The 26,382-nt window shown below is 52.6% G+C and carries 21 protein-coding genes; 16 read left to right on the top strand and 5 right to left on the bottom strand.

Features of this window, described 5'->3' with window-relative positions; translation table 11 throughout:
• Positions 1-162 precede the first annotated feature (162 nt).
• Positions 163-1,359: a cation:proton antiporter gene (locus LKH74_RS05455; protein ID WP_135367306.1), complete on the top strand. Its 1,197-nt coding sequence runs from the start codon at positions 163-165 to the stop codon at positions 1,357-1,359.
• A 285-nt stretch (positions 1,360-1,644) separates the two neighbouring features.
• Positions 1,645-2,256, top strand: a complete 612-nt coding sequence (locus LKH74_RS05450) for a CadD family cadmium resistance transporter (RefSeq protein ID WP_287788550.1) — start codon at positions 1,645-1,647, stop codon at positions 2,254-2,256.
• Positions 2,257-2,815: 559 nt separating this feature from the next.
• On the opposite strand, the gene LKH74_RS05445 is transcribed toward LKH74_RS05450, so the two are convergent.
• Entirely contained in the window at positions 2,816-5,515 is a 2,700-nt protein-coding gene (locus LKH74_RS05445) for a YfhO family protein (protein WP_287788548.1), read from the bottom strand.
• Between the two features lie 1,278 nt (positions 5,516-6,793).
• Here LKH74_RS05445 and LKH74_RS05440 point away from each other — a divergent pair.
• The 6 genes from LKH74_RS05440 (at position 6,794) to LKH74_RS05415 (ending at position 14,978) form a co-directional block, all read left to right on the top strand.
• Positions 6,794-7,486, top strand: a complete 693-nt coding sequence (locus tag LKH74_RS05440; protein ID WP_135367309.1) for a response regulator transcription factor — start codon at positions 6,794-6,796, stop codon at positions 7,484-7,486.
• Positions 7,476-8,819 carry a sensor histidine kinase gene (locus LKH74_RS05435; protein ID WP_287788547.1) on the top strand — a complete coding sequence of 448 codons (1,344 nt, stop codon included), beginning with the start codon at positions 7,476-7,478 and terminating at the stop codon, positions 8,817-8,819. Before LKH74_RS05440 ends, LKH74_RS05435 begins: the two co-directional genes overlap by 11 nt.
• Before the next feature lie 683 nt (positions 8,820-9,502).
• Positions 9,503-10,468, top strand: a complete 966-nt coding sequence (locus LKH74_RS05430) for a LacI family DNA-binding transcriptional regulator (RefSeq protein WP_135367311.1) — start codon at positions 9,503-9,505, stop codon at positions 10,466-10,468.
• Positions 10,469-10,663: 195 nt separating this feature from the next.
• Positions 10,664-12,037: an SLC45 family MFS transporter gene (locus LKH74_RS05425; RefSeq protein WP_287788546.1), complete on the top strand. Its 1,374-nt coding sequence runs from the start codon at positions 10,664-10,666 to the stop codon at positions 12,035-12,037.
• 212 nt (positions 12,038-12,249) lie between these two features.
• Positions 12,250-14,520, top strand: a complete 2,271-nt coding sequence (locus tag LKH74_RS05420) for a glycoside hydrolase family 65 protein (protein WP_287788545.1) — start codon at positions 12,250-12,252, stop codon at positions 14,518-14,520.
• 173 nt (positions 14,521-14,693) lie between these two features.
• Positions 14,694-14,978, top strand: coding sequence for a type II toxin-antitoxin system HicB family antitoxin (locus tag LKH74_RS05415; protein WP_287788544.1), 285 nt, complete (start codon positions 14,694-14,696; stop codon positions 14,976-14,978).
• Positions 14,979-15,054: 76 nt separating this feature from the next.
• Here LKH74_RS05415 and LKH74_RS05410 read toward each other — a convergent pair whose 3' ends face one another.
• The 3 genes from LKH74_RS05410 to LKH74_RS05400 all read right to left on the bottom strand — a co-directional run bounded on the left by LKH74_RS05410 (position 15,055) and on the right by LKH74_RS05400 (position 17,527).
• The gene (locus LKH74_RS05410; RefSeq protein WP_287788543.1) at positions 15,055-15,492 is read right to left on the bottom strand and encodes a hypothetical protein; all 438 of its coding nucleotides are present in this window, start codon (positions 15,490-15,492) and stop codon (positions 15,055-15,057) included.
• Between the two features lie 234 nt (positions 15,493-15,726).
• The gene (gene rpsN / locus LKH74_RS05405) at positions 15,727-15,996 is read right to left on the bottom strand and encodes a 30S ribosomal protein S14 (protein ID WP_135367317.1); all 270 of its coding nucleotides are present in this window, start codon (positions 15,994-15,996) and stop codon (positions 15,727-15,729) included.
• 499 nt (positions 15,997-16,495) lie between these two features.
• Positions 16,496-17,527: an aldose epimerase family protein gene (locus tag LKH74_RS05400; RefSeq protein ID WP_287788542.1), complete on the bottom strand. Its 1,032-nt coding sequence runs from the start codon at positions 17,525-17,527 to the stop codon at positions 16,496-16,498.
• A 270-nt stretch (positions 17,528-17,797) separates the two neighbouring features.
• Between LKH74_RS05400 and LKH74_RS05395 the strand changes: the two genes are divergently transcribed.
• Positions 17,798-18,628, top strand: coding sequence for an alpha/beta hydrolase (locus tag LKH74_RS05395; protein WP_287788540.1), 831 nt, complete (start codon positions 17,798-17,800; stop codon positions 18,626-18,628).
• A gap of 27 nt (positions 18,629-18,655) precedes the next feature.
• Here LKH74_RS05395 and LKH74_RS05390 read toward each other — a convergent pair whose 3' ends face one another.
• Positions 18,656-19,477 (bottom strand): Cof-type HAD-IIB family hydrolase, encoded by an 822-nt coding sequence (locus LKH74_RS05390; protein WP_135367319.1) that lies wholly within the window; start codon positions 19,475-19,477, stop codon positions 18,656-18,658.
• 248 nt (positions 19,478-19,725) lie between these two features.
• Between LKH74_RS05390 and LKH74_RS05385 the strand changes: the two genes are divergently transcribed.
• From LKH74_RS05385 to LKH74_RS05355, 7 genes are all read left to right on the top strand, one after another.
• The gene (locus LKH74_RS05385) at positions 19,726-20,109 is read left to right on the top strand and encodes a MarR family winged helix-turn-helix transcriptional regulator (protein ID WP_135367320.1); all 384 of its coding nucleotides are present in this window, start codon (positions 19,726-19,728) and stop codon (positions 20,107-20,109) included.
• A gap of 150 nt (positions 20,110-20,259) precedes the next feature.
• Positions 20,260-22,110, top strand: a complete 1,851-nt coding sequence (locus LKH74_RS05380; RefSeq protein ID WP_287788538.1) for an N-acetylmuramoyl-L-alanine amidase — start codon at positions 20,260-20,262, stop codon at positions 22,108-22,110.
• A gap of 251 nt (positions 22,111-22,361) precedes the next feature.
• The gene (locus LKH74_RS05375; protein ID WP_287788537.1) at positions 22,362-22,844 is read left to right on the top strand and encodes a hypothetical protein; all 483 of its coding nucleotides are present in this window, start codon (positions 22,362-22,364) and stop codon (positions 22,842-22,844) included.
• 66 nt (positions 22,845-22,910) lie between these two features.
• Positions 22,911-23,348: a hypothetical protein gene (locus LKH74_RS05370; protein ID WP_287788536.1), complete on the top strand. Its 438-nt coding sequence runs from the start codon at positions 22,911-22,913 to the stop codon at positions 23,346-23,348.
• Between the two features lie 15 nt (positions 23,349-23,363).
• A complete protein-coding gene (locus LKH74_RS05365; RefSeq protein WP_287788534.1) occupies positions 23,364-23,828 on the top strand; it encodes a hypothetical protein in 465 nt (154 codons plus the stop codon).
• Between the two features lie 82 nt (positions 23,829-23,910).
• Positions 23,911-25,071 (top strand): hypothetical protein, encoded by a 1,161-nt coding sequence (locus tag LKH74_RS05360; RefSeq protein WP_287788533.1) that lies wholly within the window; start codon positions 23,911-23,913, stop codon positions 25,069-25,071.
• Between the two features lie 392 nt (positions 25,072-25,463).
• Complete coding sequence (locus tag LKH74_RS05355; protein ID WP_135367329.1) at positions 25,464-25,883, top strand: Spx/MgsR family RNA polymerase-binding regulatory protein; 420 nt, start codon at positions 25,464-25,466, stop codon at positions 25,881-25,883.
• Positions 25,884-26,382 lie beyond the last annotated feature (499 nt).

Genomic DNA, 26,382 nt, shown 5'->3' with positions numbered 1-26,382 from the left:
TGCGGCAAATGCGTCTGAGTTGCGGGGGGACGGGAATTCAAGTATACTGTGAATAACTGAAAAAATAGATGGTTGAAGCGGCTGCTTTCAAGAACGATGTCTTCCTTGGGTTGGGAGGACCGTTTTGGCGGGCGCTTTTTTCGTGCAAAAGGGAGGCAACTTGTGGAATTACTAAAAGATTTAACGTTGATTTTATTGGCCACCACGATCGTTGGTCACTACTGTACCCGCATCGGGATTCCCGCGGTGATTGGGCAACTGTTAGTGGGGGTTCTGGTGGGCCCGGCACTGTTGGGGTGGGTCACGCTGACGCACTCGCTAGAGAGCTTCGCGGAAATTGGCGTCATTATTTTGATGTTTATCGCTGGGCTGGAAAGTGACCTGCAATTATTGAAACGCTACCTGAAACCCAGCGTGCTGGTCGCCTTGATGGGGGTCTTGATCCCCGTGATTGGGACCTACGCCGTGGGGCTGTTTTACCACCTGGGCACCACGGAAAGTTTGTTCATTAGCGTTATTTTCGCTGCCACGTCCGTGTCCATTTCCGTTGAAGTCTTGAAGGAAATGAACGCGCTGAACAGCCAAGAGGGAACGACCATCTTGGGCGCCGCCGTGGTCGACGACGTGTTGGCCGTGGTCATCTTGAGCGTACTGGTCAGCACGACCGGAACGGCGGTGGGCGACAGTGCCGCGCAGTCGTCGAGCCTACTGTTGACGACGATTGAACAGGTCATTTATTTTGCCGCAATTTACTTCGTGGTCCGTTGGCTGGCGCCGTACATGGCTAAGATTGGCGAACGTCTACTGATTCCGATGGGGCCGACTTTGATGGCCATCATCCTGTGTTTTGGCATGGCCTACGTGGCCGAATTGGTGGGCTTGAGCGACGTGGTCGGTGCCTTCTTTGCCGGCATCGCGATTTCGCAAACGACTGCCCGTTCGACCGTCGACCGGCACATTGAACCGGTGGGCTACGCGCTGTTTATTCCGGTCTTCTTCGTCAGCATCGGTCTGAACATGGACTTCAACGGCTTGGGCAAGCAGCTGGGCTTCATCGTCGTCTTGACGATTGTGGCCGTCTTGACCAAGCTAGTCGGTGCCGGCAGTGGGGCCAAACTGGCGGGCTTTAGCTGGGGCAGTTCCACCGCCGTGGGTGCGGGGATGGTCTCCCGGGGTGAAATGGCTTTGATCATCGCCCAGATTGGGTACCAAGCCAAATTGATGTCACCGGTGCGCTACTCCGCCATCGTGGCCGCCATCATCGTGGCTACCTTGTTGGCCCCGTTCCTGTTGCGCTGGACCATGGACCGCGTGCACCGGCACGACCGCGACCGTTCGAAAGTTCGCCCAGCAGAGTAATGGGCAATGCGCAACGTGTTGGCCGTATGACTCACGGGTCCGTGGTTGTGCTGGTTGTGCTGGTTGTGCCGTTAGCCGAACGCCTTGTCACGTAAAGACTTTTGGCTAACGGCGCTACCAAGCCGTGAAGAGGTATTTCATTTTAAAATGTAAACAAACGACATCGGCCAGCGCTGATGTCGTTTGTTTTAGTTCAGCGGGTGGCTAAAATTGCCTACCAACAGGGGGTGAAAGTGTGCTACACTGCAATTGTAAATGCTTTCACTACAGATAGGAGTGCCCGTCATGTTGCAGACCGTTTTGACCGCCATTATGCTCTACGTTGCGACCGCCGTTGATTTACTGGTGATCCTGTTGATTTACTTCGCCCGGGTGACCGACAAGCGACAGGTGCGCGACATTTATTTGGGGCAGTATTTGGGCTCGGTCACGCTGATCGTGGTGAGTCTGTTCTTTGCCTTCGTCCTGCATTACGTGCCGGAAAAATGGCTGCTGGGACTCCTCGGACTGATTCCGATTTACTTCGGGATCCGGGTCTGGTTCGTGGCGGACACCGGCGAGGAGCGGGCGGAGTCGCGATTGAAGAATAAGGGTCTGAGCCAATTGACGGCCACCGTGGCCATCGTGACGATCGGCAGCTGCGGGGCGGACAACCTCGGCCTGTTCGTCCCGTACTTCGTGACGCTGGACCGCGGTCAGCTGGTGGCCACCTTGATCACCTTTCTGGTTATGATTTACCTGCTGGTCTTCACGGCACAAAAAATTTCGGGTCTGCCTCACATCGGTGCGTTCATCGAACGCTACAACCGCTGGGTGATTTCGGCCATCTACCTGGGGCTAGGGGCCTTCATCATCGTGGACAACGGCACGATTCCCCAATTATTGAAATTCTTGTAAAACAAAAGCCACTACCTAGTGCCAATGCATGGCGCTGGGTAGTGGCTTATTTATTTGACATGGATGAGACCAGTGCCTGCGGCTGCCATGACGTAGTTCGTACTGGCCGCCTACCGCTCGCCCAATATGAGGTTGGAACGCGGTGGGCGGACCGACCGAGCCACAATGCGGTCTCGGTCTCGCTTTGAGCCGCAGCCCACGTCTCAAAGACGCCAGTTCCCTAGGTGGCCAGGATCGTGCCGCCAAGAGAACTCCCACGGCTGAACTCATATTGGGCGAGCTCTCGGCTACGTTAGCGGTCATTGGCTGCCGACCACCGAGTGGGCTAGCAATAAGCGCACGTGTCTGGCCACGACCATCGCCGCCGGAGGAGGTCAGGGGTGGAGCCAGCTGTGTCGACGGTGTTGGCTGAGGTCTTATCTCAGCCTACAGCGTGGGGCGACTTGGGAGACTGGCGGTTTTGTGTCAGGCTTTCAAGCGAGCCGGAAGACCGCTCCTCAGGCTGGAGGCGTCCCCCATAGCAGGCGGAACCCCTGGCAGCCGTAGGCAATGATTTACGCTACTTTGCACCCTCATGGTGCTTGAGCGGCCGGTGCCATTCTGCGGCGAACCACAAGAAGACGAAGAGTCCCAGGCTGACGGCGCTGATGATGGCGCCCAACTTGAGCCCTGGCGTCGTGTAGGTCAGCGTGACGTGGTTCTTGCCGACGTGCAGCGGCACGCCAATCATGCCCTTGTAGTTTTGCCGTACGGGGATCAGCGACTGGGCGTGCATGGCCGATTGAATCTTGACCGGCCGACCGTTGACCTTGGCCGTCCACCCCGGTGTGTCCGGAATGGCCAGGTACAGCAGCGACCGTTGCGGCGTCCCCGTGACGTCGCCGGACAGCCAGGTGACGCCACTCTTGGCACGTAGCTTGAAGCGTTGTTGCTTCAGGCTGGTGACCAATTTTTCGTAGCGCTGCTGGTTGAGCGTGGCAAATTGGTTGCCGTATCCCTGCAGCGGTCCCTGGGTGACGTAGCTAATTTTCAAGACTTCGCCGCGCGTGTGGTGACCGAGGCTGATCAGGTAGCGGTAGCCGTCGGCGTTGATTGCCGGTTTCATGGACTTGCCGTTGACCTTTAGGCTGGAGTAAACGATGGAATTGGTTGGCGAATAGCCGTGCAGCAACCCCGTCGCGGTGACGCGCACCGTAAAGGTTTGGATGAAACGCTGACCAGGCAGTTCCGTGGTGCGGGAAACGCGCTTGAGGTCACTGACGGCGGCCCGGTGCGTTTTCACCCGCAAGACTTTCACGGGGGACAGAGTGTTGGGTTGGGCCCCGAGTGCCCGTAACACCCACTCCTGGTTGACCATGGCGCTTTGGTCGTCGAGTTGCAGGTGAGCCAATTCGGCGGGAACGGCAAAGCCAATGCCGGCGTAAGCGTTCAGCCGGTTGACTGTCGTGCCGTGCAGGCGGTATTTGACGCCCATCAAGGTGTCCGTCAAATGCGTGTACCCCTGAGGGCTGATCCGGCGCACGTTGGGACTGAAGTAGCCGAGGTCGTGTTGGAAGACCCGGGCCTGTTCGACTAGCGTGGAACTGTAGGAGCTGATACCCGGATACCGGTACATCAGCGGATCATTGTAGTGGTTGTAGGCACCGTCGTAGGCCTTGCCGATTTCATCGTGGGTAAAGTCGATGCGGTGCAGATTTGGTTTGGCCTTGGCCGCCGAGACCTTGGCCAACGTTTGTGAATCCTGCCGGAAGTACTTTTCAAATTTGGGTTGCGAGCCAAATTCCATGCCTTGCGTCGCCCACAAAAAGTTGCCGCCCAGCTCCAGGCATAGCAGTGTGCCCAGCAAGCCAATGCGCACGGGCCGCCATTCGCTGATGAACAACAGCATCGTGTTGAGCAACAACAGTCCCAGTGCCGGCCACACCAGGTGAAAGGCCGGCTGGCTCAGGACGTACAGGTCGTGGTTGTAGTTGGGTAGCAGGTGATCCCAAACGACCGGGATGACTTGCGCGCTCAAGAAGCCGATGACCAGCAGGCCGACGCCCCAGACCAACGCGAGGACCTTTTGCGGGTCGTTCATCGATTGGGCGGGGTGCGTTTGCCAGGCGCGGTAGGCCGTGACCAGGGCTAGGAACGTGAAGAAGTAGACGTTGCGGTACGGAAAGCCGGCCGGTTGCTGGAACATGTGCCAGGCGGTATTTAAAATCGTGACGAACAGGCCTAACCCCATGACGATCAGTAGCCACATGGTGCGGTTCTTCTCGACGGCTTTGACCTGCGGCGACACGAAGAACACGATGAGTAGCAGAAACATCAGCGTGCCCATGAACAGCGACGGCGCGTGGTACAGGTGAGACAGGTAGCTACTGGTTCCCGGCGCAAATTGGGCCAAGACTTCGGGGCCAAACATCGGCGTGGGTAGGTAGTTGTTTAAGAAGAAATTGCTCTTGCCCGTCAGTAGCATCCCCTGTGCCGTCGGGATCAAGACGACCATCGACATGCCCCCGGCTAGCAGCGAGCCGACCGTAAATTGGCGAATCGCCGGCCAGTGCATGTGCCAGACGTCCTTGAACGGTGTGGGCGTCGGTTGATGTTCAATGATCAAATAGATGAAGTACATGACGGAAAACAGGCAGGTCATATAACCCATATAATAATTACAAATAATCGTGGCGGTCAGACTGATGGTGTACAGGCCGTAGTGGTGTAGGCTGACGATGCGGTGTAGCCCCAATGCCACCAGCGGCAGCCAGATCAGCGAATCCAGCCACATCATGTCGTAAAAGTACATGCTGACAAAGCCACACAGGCTAAAGGCCGTCGTGAACAGCAGCATGGACCAGCCGCTGCGCAAGAAGGTGTGCCGAATGAAGAAGGCCATGGTCAGCCCAATTGTGCTGATTTTAAGGATGATGATCCAGGTGACCGCAATCGGCAGCTTGGTCGCCGAAAAGGCAAAGACCAACAGGTTAAACGGGCTGATGATGTAGTAGGTCAGCAGGGGGATGATCCCGCTACCGGACCCCAGTGAAAATGAAAATAAATGAAACTGACCGTGTAACAGTGTCGCCCGTAAATTTTCCAAAATGGGCACGTACTGCGTCCCCATATCGCTCAATAATAGGTTCCGTGGGCCAAACGGTGTCACCTTAAGTCGCCAAAAGATTAGACACAGAATGACGAATGGAATCAAGAATGCTCCCCCATACACCCACCGGCTAACGCGCAGTGCCGCTAAGGTGTGCCGTTGTTGCTTCATGAATACCCCTCCGTTTAATGAATCGTGCATAAATCGTAGTTTGTGTTGCTGGGGTGGCCTAACCGATTGCCACAGCTAAATCAGTGCCGGGTGGATCAGCTGGCGCCCCTCATCGTTAATAGGGACAACGAACGCGCAACAAACGTCTGTCCTTATAGAATACCATAGCAAGTTGCCTTGACAAAAGTCTACCGCAAATTGCTGATAGTTCCGTGAGGGAGGCGTTAAACTTCGCAAAAACTTAGCGATTGGTAAGGCCAATAACTTAAGGTTCTGTTATTGTTAATGGTGTAGGGTATAATTTTACTTGGGTCAATCGTTGCGGGGTGGTAAACTTTAGCCAGCACACTGACGGTATGGTTGGGGCTGGCCGCCTTACCGTTCACTAGATAGGCGTTGGAACGCTGAGGGCGCCGGCCCGAGCCAAAAAGGCGGTCTCGGACCTCAAGTTGGAGCCGGTAACCCACGTCTCCAACTTGTCAGTTCCTTAAGCGCCAAGAAGCGTGCCGCTAAGGGAACTCCCACAGCTGAACGCCTATCTAGCGAACTCTCGGCTATGGGACGCGTTGCCAGCAGATGCAAGTCAAGCCGTTTGGACCAATTACCGCAGTCGCTTTCAGTACGTTTGACGCTAGTATGGGTTTCAGTGGACTGACTACCCGTACCGACTACCGGAATACGTTGCGACGCAGTGTTGTCTAAGCCCACTATCCTTGCCGGAGGCTGCCAGGGGTGGCCCCAGCGAACTGGAAGCCCGTTTCCCCATAGCAGGCTCCACCCCTACCTGGCTCCGGCAAGATGGGTGCGTTCAAGCCACGATGCGTTGGCTGCGTAGCGTGTCACCGTTAGTCGCTTGATGTGATGCTGCCAGGATGCATGATTGGCAAGCGTTACTGTAACTAGTGTTCTAGAAAACCTCAGCTTTCAGTGAATGCTATCCCTGCGAACTTGCTTCATGGTTGTACCCCAAGGAACTGTTGTGTGAAGTCGCTCCTGTTTCTGGTACACATTGCTGGCAACCACCACCGTAGCCGTGAGCCCGCCAAATATGGGCTCAGCCGTGGGAGTTCTCTTAGCGACATGATTCTGGTCGCTTAGGGAACTGGCGTCTTTGAGACAGGGGCTTCGGCTCAAAGCGAGGTCGAGACCGCTCTTTGGCTCGACCGGTCCGCCCACCGCGTTCCAGCCCATATTTGGCGGGCGGTAAGGCGGACGATTTAGACAGTGTCATAAATAACGAATGAACATTAAAGAAGAAATTTCAAGGAGGAATGCCCGTTGCCTAGTACTGCGAAGGTGTTAGTTGTTGAAGATGAAAAAGAATTGTCCGCGGATATTGTGGAGCTGATTGCCCCCATCTGTGAGACCACGGCGGCTTATGATGGCGAGCAGGGGGAATTTCTTGCGAGTCAAGACGTGTTTGACGCGATTATTTTAGACCTGATGTTGCCGGGCGAAAGTGGGCTGGACCTCTTGTTACACATCCGCAACAAGGGCGTGAAGACCCCCGTCTTGATTTTGACCGCCAAGGACACGATTGCCGACAAGTTGCGGGGCTTCAATGATGGGGCCGATGACTACGTGACTAAGCCGTTTCACCGTGAGGAATTACTGGCGCGGATGAAGGCGTTATTGAAACGTACCGGCCATTTGAACAGCAGCGATGTAATTACCCTCGGCCAGCTGGAAATCAACACCAGCAAGCATTTAGCCACCTTTAACGGCGAACCACTGACCTTGAAGGGCCGTGAGTTTGACCTGCTGGCTTATTTGGTGGCCAATCCCGGCACCATCATCACCAAGGAACAAATTTTCAACCGGCTGTGGGGCTTTGATTCCGAGACCAGCCTGTCCGTGGTGGAAGTCTACATGAGCAATTTGCGTAAGGAACTGAAGAACGCCGGCAGCAACCTGTCGTTACGGACCATCCGCAATGCGGGGTACATCATGGAGGCCCCCGATGAGCAATAAAGTAAATCGCGCGCAACAGTGGCGGCTATTCTGGAGCAGCTTCATCGGCTTCACCGTCATCTTCGTCCTGCTGGGGGTCATCGTCTTCGTCTTGTTTCGGCGGACGATTCTGACCAGCGTGGACCAAACGTTGCGGGTCGAACGCAGTGCGCGTTTGGCTGGGCCGCCACGGACGACCACCCAGCAACCCTTTGGCCAAAAAGGCGCCAACCAGGGCCTGCAGCAAACGCGACACAAGGCCATCCATCCCTTCATGACCACCACGCTGATTTTTGACCGTAACGGCAAGATTCTCAATAAAGAACAGCTGGGCTCGCGTTACGACACGCTGAAAAATATCACGCTGGACACCAGTGAGCAGGGGCGTCTGCACACGATTACGATCAACGGTAAATACAATTTCCGAACATTGCTAGTCAAGGTGCCGACTACCAACGCTGACAAGACCTTGGCGGGCCATTACCTTTTGATCCTGGAAAATATCGACCCACAAAAGGCCGCGATGCGCACCTTTACCAAGGTCATGTTGATTACGATGGGGGTCTTTTGGCTCCTGTCCATTCTGATGAGCGTCTGGATGTCGCGCCTGACTATGCGGCCAATTCTACGGTCGTGGGGCCGGCAGACCGAGTTTGTGGGCAACGCTGCCCATGAGCTGCGGACGCCCTTGACGATTATTCAAAATAAATTGGAACTCCTGTTGACCAAACCGAACGATAAAATTATTGATCAGGCCGAAAATATCGCGATTGCCAGCAGCGAAAGTCAACGCCTACAAAAGCTGACCCAGGATCTATTGGCGCTGGCCCGGTCGGATTCCAATACGCTACAGACGAACTTTGAGAAGACCCACGTGGCCGGTTTCTTGGATCATACGGTGGAACCCTACACGGAAATCGCCGCCAGTCAGGGCAAAAAATTGGTGCTGGCGCCCATCACTGATTTTGCCGTGACGCTGGATCAAAATTTGATTCACCAACTTATGAATATCTTGATTGATAATGCTATGAAGTATTCGCCTAAGGGCAGTACCATCACTGTTTCCGCCAAACTAATCGGGCGCAAGTGGCAACTGGTGGTCGCCGATCAAGGCATCGGCATCAAGAGCGCCGACCGGCAACGGATCTTTGATCGCTTCTACCGCGTCGATTCATCGCGGAGCCGCAAGACCGGCGGCAACGGGCTGGGCTTGTCAATCGCCAGCTGGATTGTCAGCCTGCACCACGGCACAATCGTGGCCAAGGAAAACGACCCCCACGGCACCCAGTTTGTGACCACACTGCCAGTCACGCCCAACAACGGACTGACCAGTCGTCGCGATAAAAAGGCCTAGAGTGAGACCAAGGGCGATTAGCCGGCGAGCATTAAGGGTGATCCTGGTCTTGGATTGTTTGGGGATCAGGTTTAAGCGAAAACGACTGCCTTGGTGAACACGTTTCAACCATGTCAAGATGATACACGCTAGCCTGGAAAATCATCCAGGCTATTTGTATATCGTGGTGTTGACCGAAACTGCCCACGACCGCCAGGTATTCTGGCGAGGGGAGTGGACTTGACGGTACGTGACGACGGGTCCTGGTAGTCGGTATGGCTAACACTTTCGCTGTTGGAAGCCGGTGCGTCGGCTGAGTGGAACAGACAGCCGCAACGTGGTCGGGTTTAGCGACAGTTGCTGACCACCCGTCCCGTAGCCGAGAGCGGTGGCAAATATGGGCTCAACTGTGGGAGTTTTCTTAGCGGCTGGGTTGGAGCCGCTTAGAAAACTGGCGTCTTTGAGACGTGGGTTGACGGCTCAAAGCGAGGGCGAGACCGTACTTTGGCTCGACCGGTCCGCCCTCAGTGTTCCAGCCCATATTTGCCACCGCGGTAAGGCGGCTAGTCTACACAATCCCGTCAGCCATGCATCGGCTCAACCTCACCCACCAGGTAAACCCGGAAAAAGTTTCAATGCATCCGGTTCTATGGTAAGGTGGTTTTATGATAACTGCGTGATTGCACAAGGAGTAGTCAGAAAAAATGTTAACTATCCGCGACATCGCGGCGAAGGCTGGTGTGTCTGTTTCCACGGCCTCGCGCGCGTTAAACAATAACCCCCGTATCAGTCAGGCGACCCGAGAACGGATCCAGGCCCTGGCGGAGGCGGAGGGGTATTTACCCAACTATAATGCCAAAAACCTCACGGCTGGCGAGGCCAATGCGGTCGGGGTCGTTTTCCCGACGGCCGACCACAGCCAACCAGAAAACCCGTTTTACATCGACCTGTTGCGGGGCATCAACAGCCAGCTGACGCAACGGCATTACGTACTGTCGGTGGCTATCAGTAAGACCGCCGATGAGCTGTTGGAAAACGTCAAGTCCATGGTGGCCCAGGGCAAGATCAAACGCTTTGTCCTGATGTACGCCCACCACGACGACCCCATTGCGGCCTTCCTGCGGCAACAAAAGCTGCGGTTCGTGACGATTGGCCAGCCCGATGACCATCCCAGCGATTACTTCGTCGACAACGACAACCTGGAAGCCGGTATCGGTGGAGCGACCTACCTGCTGGACCAGCTGCACGTCAAGCATCCGGTCTTCGTGGAGTCCAGTCACAACTGGGCCTACGAACAACAGCGGCGACAGGGCTATGAGCGCGTGGCGGCGACCTTCAACGTCGAACCGTTGACCTGCAAATTGGGCGAGCTCAACCGGGTTCGGTTGTTCATCAAGCAGCATCCCGAGATTGATGGCATCATGGCCACGGATGATTTCAACGCGATTGAATTTTATCGGTTAGTTCGTGAACAGTCGGCCGTCAAACATTTTCCCATCGTCAGCTTTAACCACTCGCTGCCGGAAGGATTGACCGACGCCAACCTGCATTCCATTAACCTTTTCCCGGAAAAAATGGGTTCGGCGACTGTCGCGTTATTGTTCAGTGACCGGGAACCATTGGCCACGCCGACGCCGGGTCGAATCAAAATTCCGTACGAAATTAAATAGTATTTTTAGGTTCGTTCAACTGGCAATAAAGCCCGTGAGCGAGCCTTTTTAAATTGTCAGGTGAACTGCCAAACGACAAATTGATCCGCAAAAAAGTTTGCGCAAACGGTTGCATTAATTTTAAAGCGGTGCCATAATATGCAATGTAATCGTTTTCAGCAATTATTATTTGTTAGTTTGAGGAGGTATTTTCACATGTCAGATGTTGCTTCTGCAAAGGCACCAACAGCTGAAGCCAAGCCGAAGAGTGGCTTGCCTAAACTGTCTGCCAGTACCATTTGGATGATCAACTTTGGTTTCTTGGGGGTCCAAACCGCCTTCACGTTACAAAGTTCCCAAATGAGTCGGATCTTCCAAACCATTGGGGCCGACCCCAATAGCTTAGGGTGGTTCTTCATTTTGCCACCACTGGCTGGATTAATCGTTCAACCAATCGTGGGGTATTATTCCGACCGGACCTGGGCGCCTAAATTAGGTGGTCGCCGGTTGCCATACCTGTTGTTAGGGACTATCGTCGCGGTCATCGTGATGTGTCTGTTGCCAAACTCCGGGAGTATGGGCTTTGGTTACGCGTCACTGGCGGCGCTGTTGTTCGGGGCTATCACCGTGGCCTTCTTGGACCTGTCTTCTAACGTGGCCATGCAGCCCTTCAAGATGATGGTCGGGGACATGGTTAACGATGATCAAAAGAGTTATGCTTACGGGATTCAAAGTTTCTTGTCCAACACCGGTGCCGTATTAGCGGCCATCCTGCCATTCCTGTTTGCAGCCGTTGGGATTGCCAACACGGCGTCTAAAGGGGTCGTGCCCGCAACGGTTAAGGTTGCTTTCTATGTTGGGGCTATCCTGCTGGTCATCACCAGCCTCTTCACCATCTTCCGGGTCCACGAATACGACCCAGATACCTATGCGAAATACCATGGGATCACCAAGGAAGATAACGCTGAAGGTGGGAACTGGTGGACGCTACTGAAGTCCGCACCCAAGGTTTTCTGGACCGTTACTTTAGTTCAATTCTTCTGCTGGGTAGCTTTCCAATACCTGTGGACTTACTCCGCTGGGGCCATCGCTGCCAACGTTTGGCACACGACTAACGCCGCTTCTGCTGGTTACCAGGCTGCTGGGAACTGGTACGGGGTCTTGGCTGCCGTGCAATCCATCGCTGCGGTTGTTTGGTCTTACGTCTTAGCAAAATTGCCAAACCGGGTCCACAAGTTGGGCTACGCTGGGAGTTTAGGCTTAGGGGCCATCGGGTTCTTATCCGTCTTCTTCCTGCACAATCAATACGCTTTGATCGTTTCATTCATCTTAGTTGGGATTGCCTGGGCTGCGATGAACACTTACCCATTGACTATGGTTACTAACGCTTTGTCCGGGGCCCACATGGGGACTTACCTGGGCTTGTTCAACGGGTCCATCTGCTTGCCACAAATCGTGGCTTCCCTGGCCAGCTTCGCGCTGTTCCCATTATTGGGTGGCGCCCAAGCCAACATGTTCTTGTTAGCCGGTATCATCATGGCTATCGGGGCCGTATCTGTTGGGGCCATCAAGGAAACGTACAAAGCTTAATCGTTTGAAATTGCTGGATGAACGTTTGATTTAGATGATTTAAGAAATGAACTTCGGTCGACGGTTGTCCTGTCTGCCGAGGGAGCGGCCTAGCGGCTTAACCGAGACTGGGTCATGGAAGTCCATGATGTAGGCGGCTGACCACCAGCGTCGCTCTTTTCTGTGATAGAACAGTTTGACTGATTGACTAAAACAAAGGAGACCTGTTAACCATGAAACGTATTTTTGAGGTACAACCATGGAACGTCATTACTCATACTTTTGACCCGAAAGACAAGCGTCTGCAAGAATCCATGACGAGCCTGGGTAACGGCTACATGGGCATGCGTGGTGACTTTGAAGAAGGGTACAGTGGCGACTCACTGCAAGGCATCTACTTAGGGGGTGTCTGGTATCCTGATAAGACCCGGGTCGGCTGGTGGAAGAACGGCTACCCGAAGTACTTTGGGAAAGTGGTCAACGCGGTCAACTTCATCAAGTTGCCGATTGAAATCAATGGACAAGCCATTGATTTAGCCAAGGACAAGTTCAGTGACTTTACGTTGGACTTGGATATGAAGCAGGGCGTGTTGAACCGTTCCTTTACGGTTGAACGTGGCGACGTCAAGGTTGCTTTGACCTTCCAACGCTTCTTGAGTGTAGCCCAACAAGAACTCTCCGTTCAAAAGGTCACGGTCAAGAACTTAAGCGCTGACAGCGTGGACGTCACGATCAAGCCAAGCATCGATGCCGACGTCAAGAACGAAGAAGCCAACTATGATGAACGCTTCTGGGACGTTTTAGCCGCCGAACAAGGCCAAGACAGCGGTAGCATCGTGGCCAAGACGACACCGAACCCATTTGGCACACCGCAATTCACCTCTGGGATGGAAATGCGCACGGTCACGGACTTGAAGAACGTCGCCGTGACGCAGCCCAACGACAAGGAAGTCGTCAATGCCTACACCGGCAACTTGGCGCCCCAAGCCGAGACCAGCCTGGAAAAGCGGGTCATCGTGGTCACCTCTCGCGATTACGACACCCAAGACAAGTTGACGGCTGCCATGCACCAGTTGAGTGATCAGGTGGCCAAGTCGACTTATGCAGACCTCTTATCAGCGCACACCGCTGTTTGGGCAAAGCGTTGGGAAAAATCCGACGTGGTCATCAACGGCGACGACGAATCACAACAAGGGATCCGCTTCAACCTGTTCCAGCTGTTCTCCACTTACTACGGTGAAGATTCCCGCTTGAACATTGGGCCTAAGGGCTTTACCGGTGAAAAGTACGGTGGTGCCACTTACTGGGATACCGAAGCCTTTGCCGTTCCCGTTTACCTGGGCATTACGAACCCAGAAGTCACCCGCAACCTGTTGATGTACCGTTACAAGCAACTGGACGGGGCTTACGTCAACGCCAAGGAACAAGGCTTGGACGGTGCCCTCTTCCCAATGGTGACCTTCGATGGGATCGAATGCCACAACGAATGGGAAATCACCTTCGAAGAAATTCACCGGAATGGCGACATTGCCTTTGCCATTTACAACTACACCCGTTACACGGGCGATACCAGCTACGTCTTGCATGAAGGGGCTAAGGTCCTCACCGAAATTTCCAAGTTCTGGGCTGACCGGGTCCACTTCAGCAAGCGTAACAACCAGTACATGATCCACGGTGTCACGGGTCCTGACGAATACGAAAACAACGTTGACAACAACTGGTACACCAACATGTTGGCGCAATGGACTTTGAAGTACACGTTGGAAATCTTGGACCAGGTCGACCACGATACGGCCAAGAAGTTAGCGATTTCCGCTGACGAAAAGGCCAAGTGGCAAGATATCGTGGACCGGATGTACCTGCCTTACGACAAGGACTTGAACATCTTCGTCCAACACGATGGCTTCTTGGACAAGGACATCGAACCCGTCAGCGCCATTCCAGAAGGCCAACGCCCAATCAACCAGAACTGGTCATGGGATAAGATCTTGCGGTCACCTTACATCAAGCAAGGGGATGTCTTACAAGGTATCTGGGACTTCATCGATGACTACACGCCAGAACAAAAAAAGGCCAACTTTGACTTCTACGAACCACTGACGGTGCACGAATCCAGCTTGTCACCAGCTATCCACTCCGTCTTGGCGGCTGACTTGCACTACGAAGACAAGGCCGTCGAGCTCTACAACCGGACGGCCCGGTTGGACTTGGATAACTACAACAACGATACGGTCGATGGCTTACACATCACGGCCATGACCGGTGGTTGGATCGCCGTTGTTCAAGGCTTCGCTGGCATGCGGGTCCGCAATGATCAATTGCACTATGCCCCATTCCTGCCTAAGCAATGGCAAAGTTACAGCTTCCGGCAAGTCTTCCGTGGTCGTCTGATCGAAGTCAGCGTCCACGCCGACGGGCCACACTTCAAGCTGATCAGTGGGGAACCATTGACGATTGACGTGGCCGGCGAAAAGGTTGAGTTGACTAGCGCGGTTACTGAATAATTTATGAAACGTAAAATGACGTTCACCAGATTGTTGGTGGGCGCCATTTTTGTTTTGACTAGAGGTAATCAGGTGAGTTGGTGCGAGTTGAACTGGGTCTGATTACTTGCTATCTGACATAATTACCGGTATTCTCTTGGGGACGAGGACGATTCGAGATGAGGAGGCAGAAGATGACACACAAAGTTGTGGCTTATCCCGCCGTGTTTAAGCAGGATCCGGAGACGGCCAGCTTCACGATTAGTTTCCCCGATGTACCTGGTGCTATCAGTCAGGCAACGTCGTTAGCGACAGCTCCCAGGCAGGCAGCGGCGGCGCTGGGGTTGATGCTGTATGACGCAGCAGAGTTACCGGTAGCGTCGCCGCTTGCTGAGGTGGCCAAGGCTTATCCCCGAGACACCGTTCAGCAGGTTAGCGTTGATTTGAACCAGGTGGCGCGAGACGTTACGCGGCCGTAATTGCATTAGCTAGAGAAATGAATTTTAACCACAAAAAACGAGCTTGGGACGAAAAATCCCAGGCTCGTTTTGTCGGTTAAAAATCTTTAGGCAAGTTGGTGCGTTGCTGTTCCTTGGCGCGCACCAGGGGGGCCTCATCTTGCCAGTAGGTCAACCATTCGCCGCTGGTGGTCAGACTTTCGAGCTCCAGCTGCTCGGGGACCAGCAAGTCTTGTTCGAGCCGGTCCTTGAAAGCGGTGATAAGCTGCTGGATAACGCCCAGGTTTTCCGCCAAATCGGGGCCATCCAGGGTGTTCAGTTGCGAGGCGAATTGCTGGCGAACGGCCTGCTCAATGTCGCGGAGTTTGCGTGCGTTGACGCGTGCCAGCTTGGGTTGGTTGTGAACGTCAAATGCCACGGCTGGCGCGACACCAACGAATTGCGCATTGATCTTGGGGGTGTCAATGCCGTAAGGGGACGCGTCACCGTTACCGAAGACGTCGAATTCCTGTAGGACGGTTAAAACTTCTGCCATGTGTCATGTGCTCCTTCGTATTTGCGTATTGGCCCTAGTTTACGGCATAGAAAAACCCACGTCAAACGGGGCTGCGTTTGGTGTGGGTAAGAATTGCCTGTGAAGGTTGAAAGTGTGATTAACGCATTAGTTACCAGAATGACGGGATTCTCCCCGCTGGAGGTTAGTACAAACGGTAGGCGGCCAGTTCCGGTAATGAAGCGGCTAACAACTCATCCTAACTGCTTCCTAGTTTTACCAGCTAGCCTTGCGAACGCCGGGAATCTGGCCTTTGTGGGCGAGTTCGCGGAAGTTCAGGCGAGACAAGCCGAATTGGCGCATGTAGGCGTGGGGCCGGCCATCCAAGTGGTCACGGTGATGCATCCGGGTTGGCGAGGCGTCGCGGGGTAACAGGGCGAGCGCCGCGTAGTCCCCGGCGGCCTTCAATGCGGCCCGTCGTTCGGCATAACGTTCGACGGTCGCTTCGATGCGCTTAGCTTTTGCAATCTTTGACTTCTTTGCCATGAATCAGTGATGCTCCTTTATAGTTAGAATAGTAATAATTACGTTTTACCAATCTATCATAGCGCCCAGGAACCTGTCAACGAAAGCGACCTGAGAATCCGTAGAAAATAGCCACCGCCCATCCCGAGTGAACTTTAGGGGATTGGTGGTGGCTATTAGATGATTGATGGAAGTTAAGTTCGGTCAGTAGGCCGGCGTTCAGACGCGGATACCGGACCAGTTGAAATCGAAAATACAAACAGACGACCTAAACCAGTCGGTCAATCGATCACGAATCGTAGCCGAGAGTGGTGGTAAATATGGGCTCAGCCGTGGGAGTTGCCTTAGCGGTACGGTTTATGCCGCTTAGACAACTGGCGTCTTTGAGACGCGACTTTCGGCTCAAAGCGAGGGCGAGACCGTCCTTTGGCTCGGCCGGTCCGCCCACCGCGTTCCAGCCCATATTTACCGCCACGGCAGGCGGCCAGTACACACCCAACGCGGCCAGCTCCACACTGGCTTAGTAAGTCAGATCGTAAGTGATTTCGTACTGCTTGGTCTCGCCGGGTGCCAGCTTGACGTCGCCGAACTCGGGGAAGTTCTGAGAATCCGGTAAGGTCTGTGCCTCTAACGCCACGCCCATGTAAGGCTGTCCGGCGCCAGTGGCTAGTTTCATGTCGGAGGTAAAGGAGTTGGCCGTGAAGACGACCAGGGCGTTGCGCTGGGACTTGATGGTCACGGCGCGGCCGGATTGTGGGTCGGACAACTTGGCAATCGTGTCGTCGGCGCCTGGCGTGACGTGGTAAACGTCATCGAAGCCCTTTTCGGGGATGTCTTGTAGGCCGCGGATGGCGTGACCCAGGTTTTGTCCGTCGGCGAAGTCGTAAGGCGTGCCGGCGTTGGCAACCATTTTACCCGTAGGCAGCTTTTCGTCGTCGAGGTCTAAATGTTCTTGGCTGTTGATCTGCAGCGTTTGGCCGGAGATCAATTGATCGTCGCCGACGTTGAAGTAGACGTGCAGCGTGGGGTTGAACAGGGTCAGGGCCGTGGTGTTGCCTTCAAAGGTCAACGTGACGCGGTCGTGGTTGTCCAGCGTGTAGATCATCTTGGCGGTCAGATCACCGGGGTACGAGTCGTCGGCGCCCTTGAAGGTGTGGGTCAAAATAATCCGGGCCTTGTTGGGGTCGGTCGTGTCGAGATTACCGGCCCAGTTGACCGTGTTGAAGCCGTGCGGGCCACCATGTAGGGTGTTTTGCCCCTCATTGGCGTCGACGTGGACCGTTTGGCCGTCGAGATCAAAGGTTCCGCGAGTGATTCGGCCGGCAGTTCGGCCGATACCCATGCAAACGTAGAACGGATTAGCTAAATAATCCGCCATCTTGTGGTAAGATAGCACCAGATTCTTATCACCCTTGTCAGTCGGTACCGTTAACTTGTGTAAAGTGGCACCCCAACTCAAGATGGAAAGAGTCACACCATGATCATTTTCAATTGTATACTCTGTGACGGCTTCGTTTTGGTAAGTGTCCCAGTGTTTCGTTGCAGTTTGCATAGCAAGTCCTCGATTCTATTTTTCTGAAGCGTTTTCATTTTAACCCTATCATATATTTTTATCCGGACAATTGTCAAATGCATTTTCCGTTAAAATGACGAAAATGGGGGAGAAATGTCACTGAGGAGGCGAGATGAACCGAATTTTAACTTATGCGGATGAATTTTGAACACGATTGGTTAACAGAAGTGATTGTTTTTCTGCACAAATTTTCACTTGTACGCAATGAAAAGAACTGGCATAATAGATAAGTTCAAGGAGGGTTGCGGTATGGCTAGTAAATTAACTGCGCTCCCAATGGTTTTGGGGGCTGGCTGGTTAGGCTTGCACTGGGCCAGTCGACAAACGCTGGGCAGCGAACCGCTGAAACGGCGCCGACCTGATTGGCCGTATACCGTGACGCCGACGCTGTTTGTGCCAGGCTGGGGTGGTAATGCCTGGACCTACAACCGGCTCTTGCGGTGGTTGGCGCGACAGGGGATGGGCCATCAAGTGCTCACAATCTGTGTCGACCGCCACGGCGGGCTGCGCGTGAAGGGACATTGGCCCAATACCGCCAGCAACCCCTTGATTCAAGTCCTGTTTGATCATCCCTTTACGGCGGATTATCAGCAGCAGATCACCTGGATCACCAGTATTTTGCGGTACTTAAAAAGCCACGACCAAGTGACGACCTACAATTTGGTCGCCCATTCTTGGGGTGGCAGTGCTGCGGTTAGTAGTTTATTTTTGCATGGTGGTGCGGCGGACATGCCCCAACTCAACCGGATGGTCTTGTTGGGGGCGCCCGTCGATGAACATGATCGAACGCACCCCGTTGATGCAGCTTTTCAGCGGCTTCAAGCCGTGCGGGCCGACCTGGGTAACCTCGGTCCCGGCACCATCCACAACGTCTATGGGACGCTCTCAGGACGGTTGACAGACGGTTCCGTACCGGTCTATCAGATTACGGCGCTGCGGTCACTGGTGGCCCCCAGTTCACTGACGTATCACGAACACCACGTTGCCGGTATTGGTCACGGCCGGCTACACGCTTCGCCGCAAATGTGGCGGTTGATTGCGCGCTTGCTGTGGACTGACGATGGCCTAGACCCTAAGTGAATCAAGTGACGAATGGTTTAGCTACTTTTAAACTTCACCGGCTAAAATGGCGTCAATGACGTTTAATACGCCGTCGTGATTATTATCGGTGGGCGTGATGAGGTCGGCGACGGCCTTAACGCTGGCGGTCCCGTTTTGCATGGCGACCCCTAAACCAGCGTGCGCCAACATGTCGCGGTCATTGTCGTTATCTCCAAAGGCGGCGATTTCGGCCGGTGTAATGTGCCAGGCCTGTGCCAGTTCGGTCAGGCCGATTGCCTTGTTCATGTGGGCAGCCACGATGTCGATGCTCCCAAAACCACTGGCCATCGCATTGATTTGCCCCGGAAAACGCGCATTCAAGCGGGCGGCCAAGGCCTGGATCGTCTCGTTGGGCCATTCACCGTTGATCTTGTAGATGGTGTCTTCGACCTGCGTGAGATCCGCGACCCGGACGATGTTGTTAAAGAAGTAGTCTTGCGACGCCAGGTCGCTGGGCTGGTCGTCTTGGGGGATGTAGGTGCCATGTGCCCCGGACAACCGTAAGATTTTGGGCCGCAACTGCGGGTCTGCTAAGATTTCGGTGATCACTTGGCGGACCAGTGGTAGCGGTAGGGCGGTTTCCAGACGCGTTTGGCCCTGGTCGACGATCTGAGCCCCGTTTTCCGCCACGAAGGTTTGGACGCGTGGTGTGGGGGCAAAGACCCGTTGTAAGTGGCCCAAATGGTTCCCACTGGCCACAACGAAATGAATGCCAGCTGCCGTCATGCGGGTCAGCTGGTCGTCGAAGCGGTCATGGTTGTATTGTCGCTGTTGATTGAGAAAGGTGCCATCGACATCGGTGGCAATCAGTTTAATGTTGTGTGTCATCGTCTTCTCCTTGATGTTTTTAAGAATTTCTAATTTTAATGATAAAGGCTTCAAGTAGGGAATTCAATGGTGTACGTTAGCTGAAGAGTCAAAAAAGGGTTCGAATTACTAGTGTTTTTAACCAATATGCTATAAAATATTAATGAATCAGTAACATAAAGACTGAAAATAAGGGCTATAATAAATGGTTAGCGGGTCTGATAAACCCAATGACCCGATGACGCAATGCAGAAAGGAAGAAAGATTAAATGACGCAAACGAACGATTTAAACCAATCCTTGGAATGGTTCTCGCAACTTCAAAAGATCATGCGGCCAGTCACCACGATCAAGACGGAGGAAATTACGATTTCGTTGGAACAATTCAATCTGTTACATGCCATCACGGACCAAAAAGATGAGTTCACGCCAACGAAGTTCGCTGGTCAAATCGGTGTGTCCAAGTCCATGATCTCCGGGCAGATTTCCCGGTTACTGCGGGCTGGTTTAATCGAAAGTATCGCCTCACAAGTCGACCGGCGCCAACACAACCTGAAGTTAACGCCGGATGGTGTCAAGGTTTACACGCAAGTTCGCGGTCAAGTCGTTGAACGATTGAACGGCTTACACGACGATATTGCAAAATTAATGTAAGTTCGCAAGATTAAATTCATATTGAAAATAAGTCCCCTTTACGACTGGAATCTTTCAATCGTGTGACAATTTGGTTAAGATGACCCAACGCTTTCATGTCTTAGCTATAATGGAACATGTGGAAAGAATTTTGGAACTGGAGGGGATTTTTTGAATCTGAGGAAAAAGCTGGGTCTACTGGTAGTCGTTGCGACGGGGGCAACGCTGTTAGGCCTAAGTCCGGCGAACGTGCTGCCGGGACGGACTAGTGGAACCACGGTCGCACAAGCGGCTTCCACGATCAACGCAAAGCACCAGGGGATGGTCGGTGACGCCAAGACGGCGAACAACGACGCTTTGCAAGCAATGATCGACAAGTGGAGCGGGAGTGTCACGATTCACGTGCCAAAGGGAACCTACCTCTTTGACAAGGGTGCCATTAAGCTGCATTCGAACATCACGTTTAAATTTGACAAGGGTGCCGTTTTCCGGATTACGGATGGAAATCGGGTAAACTTTGCTTACCCGAGTCCGGAAGCCGGTTACGATGGTGGGATCAGTAATGTGACCTGGAAGGGCGCAACGTTCCAAGGCGATAACACAGCCAAGGGCCAAAGTGTCTTCACCCAAAGCATTCACCATGCCACCAACGTCAATTTTGACAAATGTGTCTTTGATAACGCCGAATCACCAACTGGCCACTACATCGATATCGATGGGAGCCACAACGTGAACATCACGAACTCCGTATTCACCGGGTTCAACGGCTCACAAGACTTCAAGGAAGCCATTCAAGTGGATTACTCCAACAAGAAGGCCATGTCTTACAAGAACAAGGGCGACAAGTATGATAACTTACCGAGCTATGACGTGACGGTTGACAACAACCAGTTCTTGCCAGTGTCCAAGAAGTCCGGGCAGGTCTCATCGTATGCGCCGAACCCGATCGGTGAGCACGCTATCTACGGTCACGGGAAAGCCGGCATCATCCATGATGTCCACTTCACCAACAACACGGTCGTCGATCCCAAGCCACTGATGGATGACGGGGTCGCCACGATTCACTTCAAGGGCATTTCCAACCTGTGGATCACCGGCAACCAGTTCATCAACCAACACGTGTTGGGGTCTGGGAACTACATTTACCTGTTGAACTCCGAACCCAATTACACGATGACCAACTTAAACATCACGGACAACACGTTTACCAACGTTAACCCTACCAAGCAGTACGTCTTCTTGGATAGTACGTCCGCGGATAACCCGATGACCGACGTCACCATCACCGGTAACAAGGCCATCACGCAAAAGACTGGCGCCACCTTTGTTAAGGGGAACTTCCCGTTAACGGGCGACACCATCAACATCAGTGATAACAAGATTACCAAGGGCAGCGTCGTGGACACCAACGTCACGTCGCAACAGACCATCACCAACACGACGGTCCACAAGCCATCGTCCAACTCGAACTCGAGTTCCAGCAGTAAGCCGCAGAAGTTGAAGAAGCGTAAGCAAACCAACAAGAGCGAAAAGTACGTGGCGGGCTTGGACACCCAACACGCTCAACTCGCAGATAACTTTGATAAGTATTCCTTGTACAACCATATTCGCGGTCACAAGAACTGGAATATCATGAAGTACAATTGGAAGAAGCAAAAGAAGATGCGGGTCTACATCGACATGCGGGCCACGGCCGATACGGGTAAGTGGTACCGGATTCGCTTCAGCAAGAAGTCCACGACCAAGTACTGGATCCGGGCCAAGGCCTTGGTCTTTGATACCTTCACCAATGAAGAATACAGTCGTGATCTGACCTTGATGAAGATCTACCCGGTCTACACCCGGCCATTCGATGATCCACTGTTGGCCAAGCAAAAGGGCACCACAGCTGACATCGCTGAACGGCGCGTCACGATTACGCACCGGGTCAAGCGGACGGATTCCAACGGCAAGGTTACGACTTATTACCAAATGAGTAATGGGTTGTGGACGCGTGCATTGGCGTTCGATTTGGATTCCTAATTTAAGCACCACCCCAGACGCAACTAACGTTTTAAGGACGTTGGCTGCGTCTTTTTGGTGTCCGCAACTTTTTGTGCAGAGTGACTTGCAACTCTGCCAGTCCGAAGAACTGTTATCGGCCGACCGGTTTTGCTATTCTTTGGGAGAGCGATTGTGAAATCGGTTAATTAGCTTGACCGTCAGCTATCGCTTTAAGTAGACAAGAACGGGGCTGGTGTGTGGCCAGTCCGAGGAGGATTACATATGAAAAAATGAACAAGCGTCTCCGTCAGGTCGGCGTGGTGTTGGTTACGTTGGTTAGCTTGGGAGCGGCGGCACCGGTGACGACGGCGGACGCAGCCACTTGGCATAAGGGTCTGCCCAAAATCATTCGGCACAAGATGTACCGGACTAAGTTTAATCACAAGTATGGCTATCTTGATTACGATTGGTACAAGGGAACGAAGTCCGTGTTGACCACGCATCGTCCGCAAAGTGGCGCAGCGCTGACCATCTCAAATACCAAGTATAAGAAGGTGGGTAAGACTTACGTTGTTAAGGGCGTTGATAAGCTGGCAACGGCGCGGAATAAGTACTCCGGCCACCCTGGTAAGGCGTATGGTTATTACCGAATCAGAAAAGTAAGCCAAAAGAAAATCAAGATCGCCGAGGGGAAAAAGGCTCAAGGTTCCAAGTATGTTACTGTGCAACGCTTCTATCACTATCCTAAGGTGAATGGTCACGCTTGGAAGTAACGAATCTCTTGTACTTGTCAGAAGTGTCAGGATTGAATTCTTAATGAAATTAGGGGAAATTGAAAAATGAATAAAGCATTTAAGTTAGGTGTAACAGCCTTAGTCGCCATCAGTTTTGGTGGGGTAACGGCAACGACGGCGGACGCAGCCACTTGGCATAAGGGCTTGCCAAAATTTGTGCGGAATAAGAAATTCCGGACCAAGTTTGAGAATAAGTATAAAGAATACACGTGGGCCAGAGGGACCAAGCGTACTTTTTCAATTAAGCATACTCAGGCTGATATCGATGTTGCTAAGAACGTGAAATACCAAAAGAAGGGCAAGACTTACTTAATCAGAGGAACTTATCCGGACCGGGCAACTCACAAGCTTTTTGCTAAGTACTATCGCGTTCGGAAAATCAGTAACAAGAAGATCAAGGCCGGTTTTGGTAAGCGTGGAAAATTGATGACAATGACTAAGTTTAAGCACTTCCCACGAATTAAAGGCCAAATCTGGAACTAGAAAGGACTTTCGAAAATGAAGAAGATTATTCCAGCAGTCGCACTGTCAGCGGCATTTCTCGGTATCGGCTTGGCGGCCCCAACGTCTGCGCAAGCTGCTAAGTTAACTACGGTCCCCAAGGATATGCGGAGTGCCTTTGGGAACATGGGGGAGTTGGCCTACCTTAAAAAGTTTACCAAGACGACCTATAATATGGGCGCAATCGTGAAGAGCAAGAAGGGTAACTGGGTGATTCCGAAACGTAATCGCCCACTGAAATTGGCCAAAAAATTGAGTCAAAAGACGTTTACACTCACCACGAAGAACAAGTATGGGTACCGTAAACTACAGACGAAAGATGGCAAGTACGTTTCGACGGAGTACTACAAGCTTAAAGGAAAATCACTGACGATCAGCCACTCTGCCAATGGTAAGCAGTTTGCTGACGTTTACACGAAGTTACCAACGTTAGCTAGCCGGAGAGCCTTCTTCGGCAAATAAGCGATCACCACAAGATGAACGCCGACTAACCACGCGTTAGCCTGCGTTCACCTTGTCATACATAGAAAGAGGTTTAAGAATCATGATGAAGAGAAAAATCGTCTGGGCCAGCCTGATTGCAGTGCTCGCCCTCGGCGTTGCGGGGTGTGGCAATCACAGCAAATCGACCGCCAGCCACAGCAAGACTAGTCAGTCCACCAAGGTCGCGGACAAGACCAGCACCAAGAAGACGGTGGCGAAGGTTGAAACGCCCAAACCATCCGCAATGACGACGCTACTGAAGCCGTTGATGGGCAAGAATGCCGAGGACCAAAGCACTCAGGGCGACAAGGGAATGACCTACTCACAGTTCTACTATCGCCAAGGCAGCTGGCACTGGCGGGTCACTGCGAAGTCCGGTACCGTGATTGACGCGAAGGTGCTGAGCTTAGGAAAATCGGAATATGACGAACCCCAGTTGAAGGTTCAAAAAGGTCATGGCGACAACTTCACCGTCGACCTCAGTCGGCCAGATCAAAATGCGTACTACTCTGTTAAATCCAAAGCGCTTGATCATACTGCGACCTACCTGATTGGCGATACCGATGGTCATTGGACTGCCGGAGCGCCCTCTGAGTTGACGGGGACTTGGTCAACGCATATTTACTCTGTTTCTGACGGCGATGATCCGTATGAGCGTACCCGTTTCTTTATTAGTTCGGACGGTGTAGACGGTCAAAGGGATACCTTTACGTCGCGGTACACGGTCGCCAAGACTGGATCCGGCTGGGGAGCTAATGATGAAACACAGTACCAAAAGCTGGCTGACAACAGTTACCTGTTGAAGACTTACTCACAAGGACGGTTTGTCAATGCTTATCGAGCAGTTTTGAAGAACAATCAGTTGACGGTTAACGATGGTGCCAATCGTCTGTCTAACCTGTATAAAGCATCTGCTAAGCCTGGACAGGCCTTTGGGTTTGATAATAGTTCAGCTAAGAATCTGACATCTGATCAGCTTTACGATTGGATTTTTCGGCATTTGCCAGATTACAACCAAGTGAAGCATACTTACAAAAAGGCGGCGTGTTTTCCAAGTACCAAGGATGACCAGGGGCGAGCTGTTGTCAGAGTTATTGACAATGGCCGAAAGGACTTCGCACCGACAATTGGGTTCTTCCGAGTTAGTGCGATGGGTGTCTTAGAAGCACAGAGCGACGGAGGCGATGAATGGTCCCCCGTCTCCGACGACCCCGACAATTAAAATCTAAATACTCAAATACAACCCAGCGAAAATACAAATTTTTCGCTGGGTTGTTAAGTTTTCCTTCAAACTTGATTCGCATCAAAGACAGTTTTCCCTGGGAAATGGTACACTGTTTCCAAGCTCGATGGCCATCTTCAAACAATCTTCACGGTTCTGACGTAAAACGGTTGCATTCCCTTGGTAGAGTGTATTGTAAGCCCTTGAAAATGGGTGGCAGACCACCGGATTTTAGCAGAATCTGAAGAAATTGTTAAAAGGTGGCCTAGACCGAGTAAAATGGGTTCCATCATTGCGAATTGTGGTGTACAATGAGAAACATAATTAGCACTCAAGAAATAGAGTGCTAAAATGAGTACCTCATCGAAGATAGACAATTGGAGGGCGATTTTATGATCAAAATGTACTTTCATGCAAAAACCACTGCGGTAACCAAAGCTATGAAATGGCTGGCTAACCACGACGCCATCTTCACCGCACGGGACATTAAAAAACAACCTTTAACCAAGGATGAAATTCTTTACATGCTTTCTTTGACCGAAGAAGGCACCGACGACCTGATCTCAACGCGTTCTAAGGCTTACAAGGCCTTGCCTGCGTCCGTACAAGACATGGGGATGAACGAACTGGTCGATCTCTTACAAAAGAATCCGGGAATCTTAAAGAACCCGATCGTCGTTGACCGCAACAAGTTGGCTACCGGCTTTGACCTGGAAACCATCCGGGAATTCGTACCGGCCTCATACCGGAAGAAGGAACTGGCTAACTTCTTCAAGATTTTAAACGGTGGCAACAAGACGGCCTTGGCCTAAATCAGCATTATAGAAGCTTAAAGCGTACTGCCTAATTGTGGTGGTGCGCTTTTTATGTTGCTCAGCCGGAGGTGTTGAAAGTAGAATGGGCGTGTTGATTGCTGTAACGACGGTGTTCCGACGCCCAAAATTGGTGAAACCAGACGCCTGCGTCAGCCAGGCTCCGGCAAGGTTGACGGCTATCAGCAATACTGGTTAATGAAAAACTAGTCGTTAATGCAGCTACTGTCTGGGGCTAAAACGATAGTTACTAATACGCACTACCATAGCCGAGAGTTCGCCAAATATGGGGTTGGAACGCCGCGAGCCAAAAGACGGTCTCAAAATGGCCTCATGGCTGAAACGTGTGCCAACAGGCAACTGGTTCCGCTTAACACTGCTAGACAAATAATCCAGACCCAGGATTATCCGCCTAGCACCGTTAATGCTCGCCAGTTAACCGCCTGTTGTCACACTCTTTTTCAGTTACCAGCAAAAAAGGCTAGAGCCGCAGCCCTAA

Source organism: Levilactobacillus sp. (assembly GCF_022646225.1).
GTDB classification, from domain to species: Bacteria; Bacillota; Bacilli; order Lactobacillales; family Lactobacillaceae; genus Levilactobacillus; species Levilactobacillus suantsaiihabitans.
This window is presented reverse-complemented; position numbering and strand designations above follow the sequence as displayed.

Excerpts from the sequence above, each read along its gene's own strand:
- LKH74_RS05450 (WP_287788550.1), top strand. The coding sequence starts at position 1,645 with ATGTTGCAGACCGTTTTGACCGCCATTATGCTCTACGTTGCGACCGCC.
- LKH74_RS05445 (WP_287788548.1), bottom strand. The coding sequence starts at position 5,515 with ATGAAGCAACAACGGCACACCTTAGCGGCACTGCGCGTTAGCCGGTGG.
- LKH74_RS05435 (WP_287788547.1), top strand. The coding sequence starts at position 7,476 with ATGAGCAATAAAGTAAATCGCGCGCAACAGTGGCGGCTATTCTGGAGC.
- LKH74_RS05430 (WP_135367311.1), top strand. The coding sequence starts at position 9,503 with ATGTTAACTATCCGCGACATCGCGGCGAAGGCTGGTGTGTCTGTTTCC.
- LKH74_RS05425 (WP_287788546.1), top strand. The coding sequence starts at position 10,664 with ATGTCAGATGTTGCTTCTGCAAAGGCACCAACAGCTGAAGCCAAGCCG.
- LKH74_RS05420 (WP_287788545.1), top strand. The coding sequence starts at position 12,250 with ATGAAACGTATTTTTGAGGTACAACCATGGAACGTCATTACTCATACT.
- LKH74_RS05415 (WP_287788544.1), top strand. The coding sequence starts at position 14,694 with ATGACACACAAAGTTGTGGCTTATCCCGCCGTGTTTAAGCAGGATCCG.
- LKH74_RS05410 (WP_287788543.1), bottom strand. The coding sequence starts at position 15,492 with ATGGCAGAAGTTTTAACCGTCCTACAGGAATTCGACGTCTTCGGTAAC.
- rpsN (WP_135367317.1), bottom strand. The coding sequence starts at position 15,996 with ATGGCAAAGAAGTCAAAGATTGCAAAAGCTAAGCGCATCGAAGCGACC.
- LKH74_RS05400 (WP_287788542.1), bottom strand. The coding sequence starts at position 17,527 with ATGCAAACTGCAACGAAACACTGGGACACTTACCAAAACGAAGCCGTC.
- LKH74_RS05395 (WP_287788540.1), top strand. The coding sequence starts at position 17,798 with ATGGCTAGTAAATTAACTGCGCTCCCAATGGTTTTGGGGGCTGGCTGG.
- LKH74_RS05390 (WP_135367319.1), bottom strand. The coding sequence starts at position 19,477 with ATGACACACAACATTAAACTGATTGCCACCGATGTCGATGGCACCTTT.
- LKH74_RS05385 (WP_135367320.1), top strand. The coding sequence starts at position 19,726 with ATGACGCAAACGAACGATTTAAACCAATCCTTGGAATGGTTCTCGCAA.
- LKH74_RS05375 (WP_287788537.1), top strand. The coding sequence starts at position 22,362 with ATGAACAAGCGTCTCCGTCAGGTCGGCGTGGTGTTGGTTACGTTGGTT.
- LKH74_RS05370 (WP_287788536.1), top strand. The coding sequence starts at position 22,911 with ATGAATAAAGCATTTAAGTTAGGTGTAACAGCCTTAGTCGCCATCAGT.
- LKH74_RS05365 (WP_287788534.1), top strand. The coding sequence starts at position 23,364 with ATGAAGAAGATTATTCCAGCAGTCGCACTGTCAGCGGCATTTCTCGGT.
- LKH74_RS05360 (WP_287788533.1), top strand. The coding sequence starts at position 23,911 with ATGATGAAGAGAAAAATCGTCTGGGCCAGCCTGATTGCAGTGCTCGCC.
- LKH74_RS05355 (WP_135367329.1), top strand. The coding sequence starts at position 25,464 with ATGATCAAAATGTACTTTCATGCAAAAACCACTGCGGTAACCAAAGCT.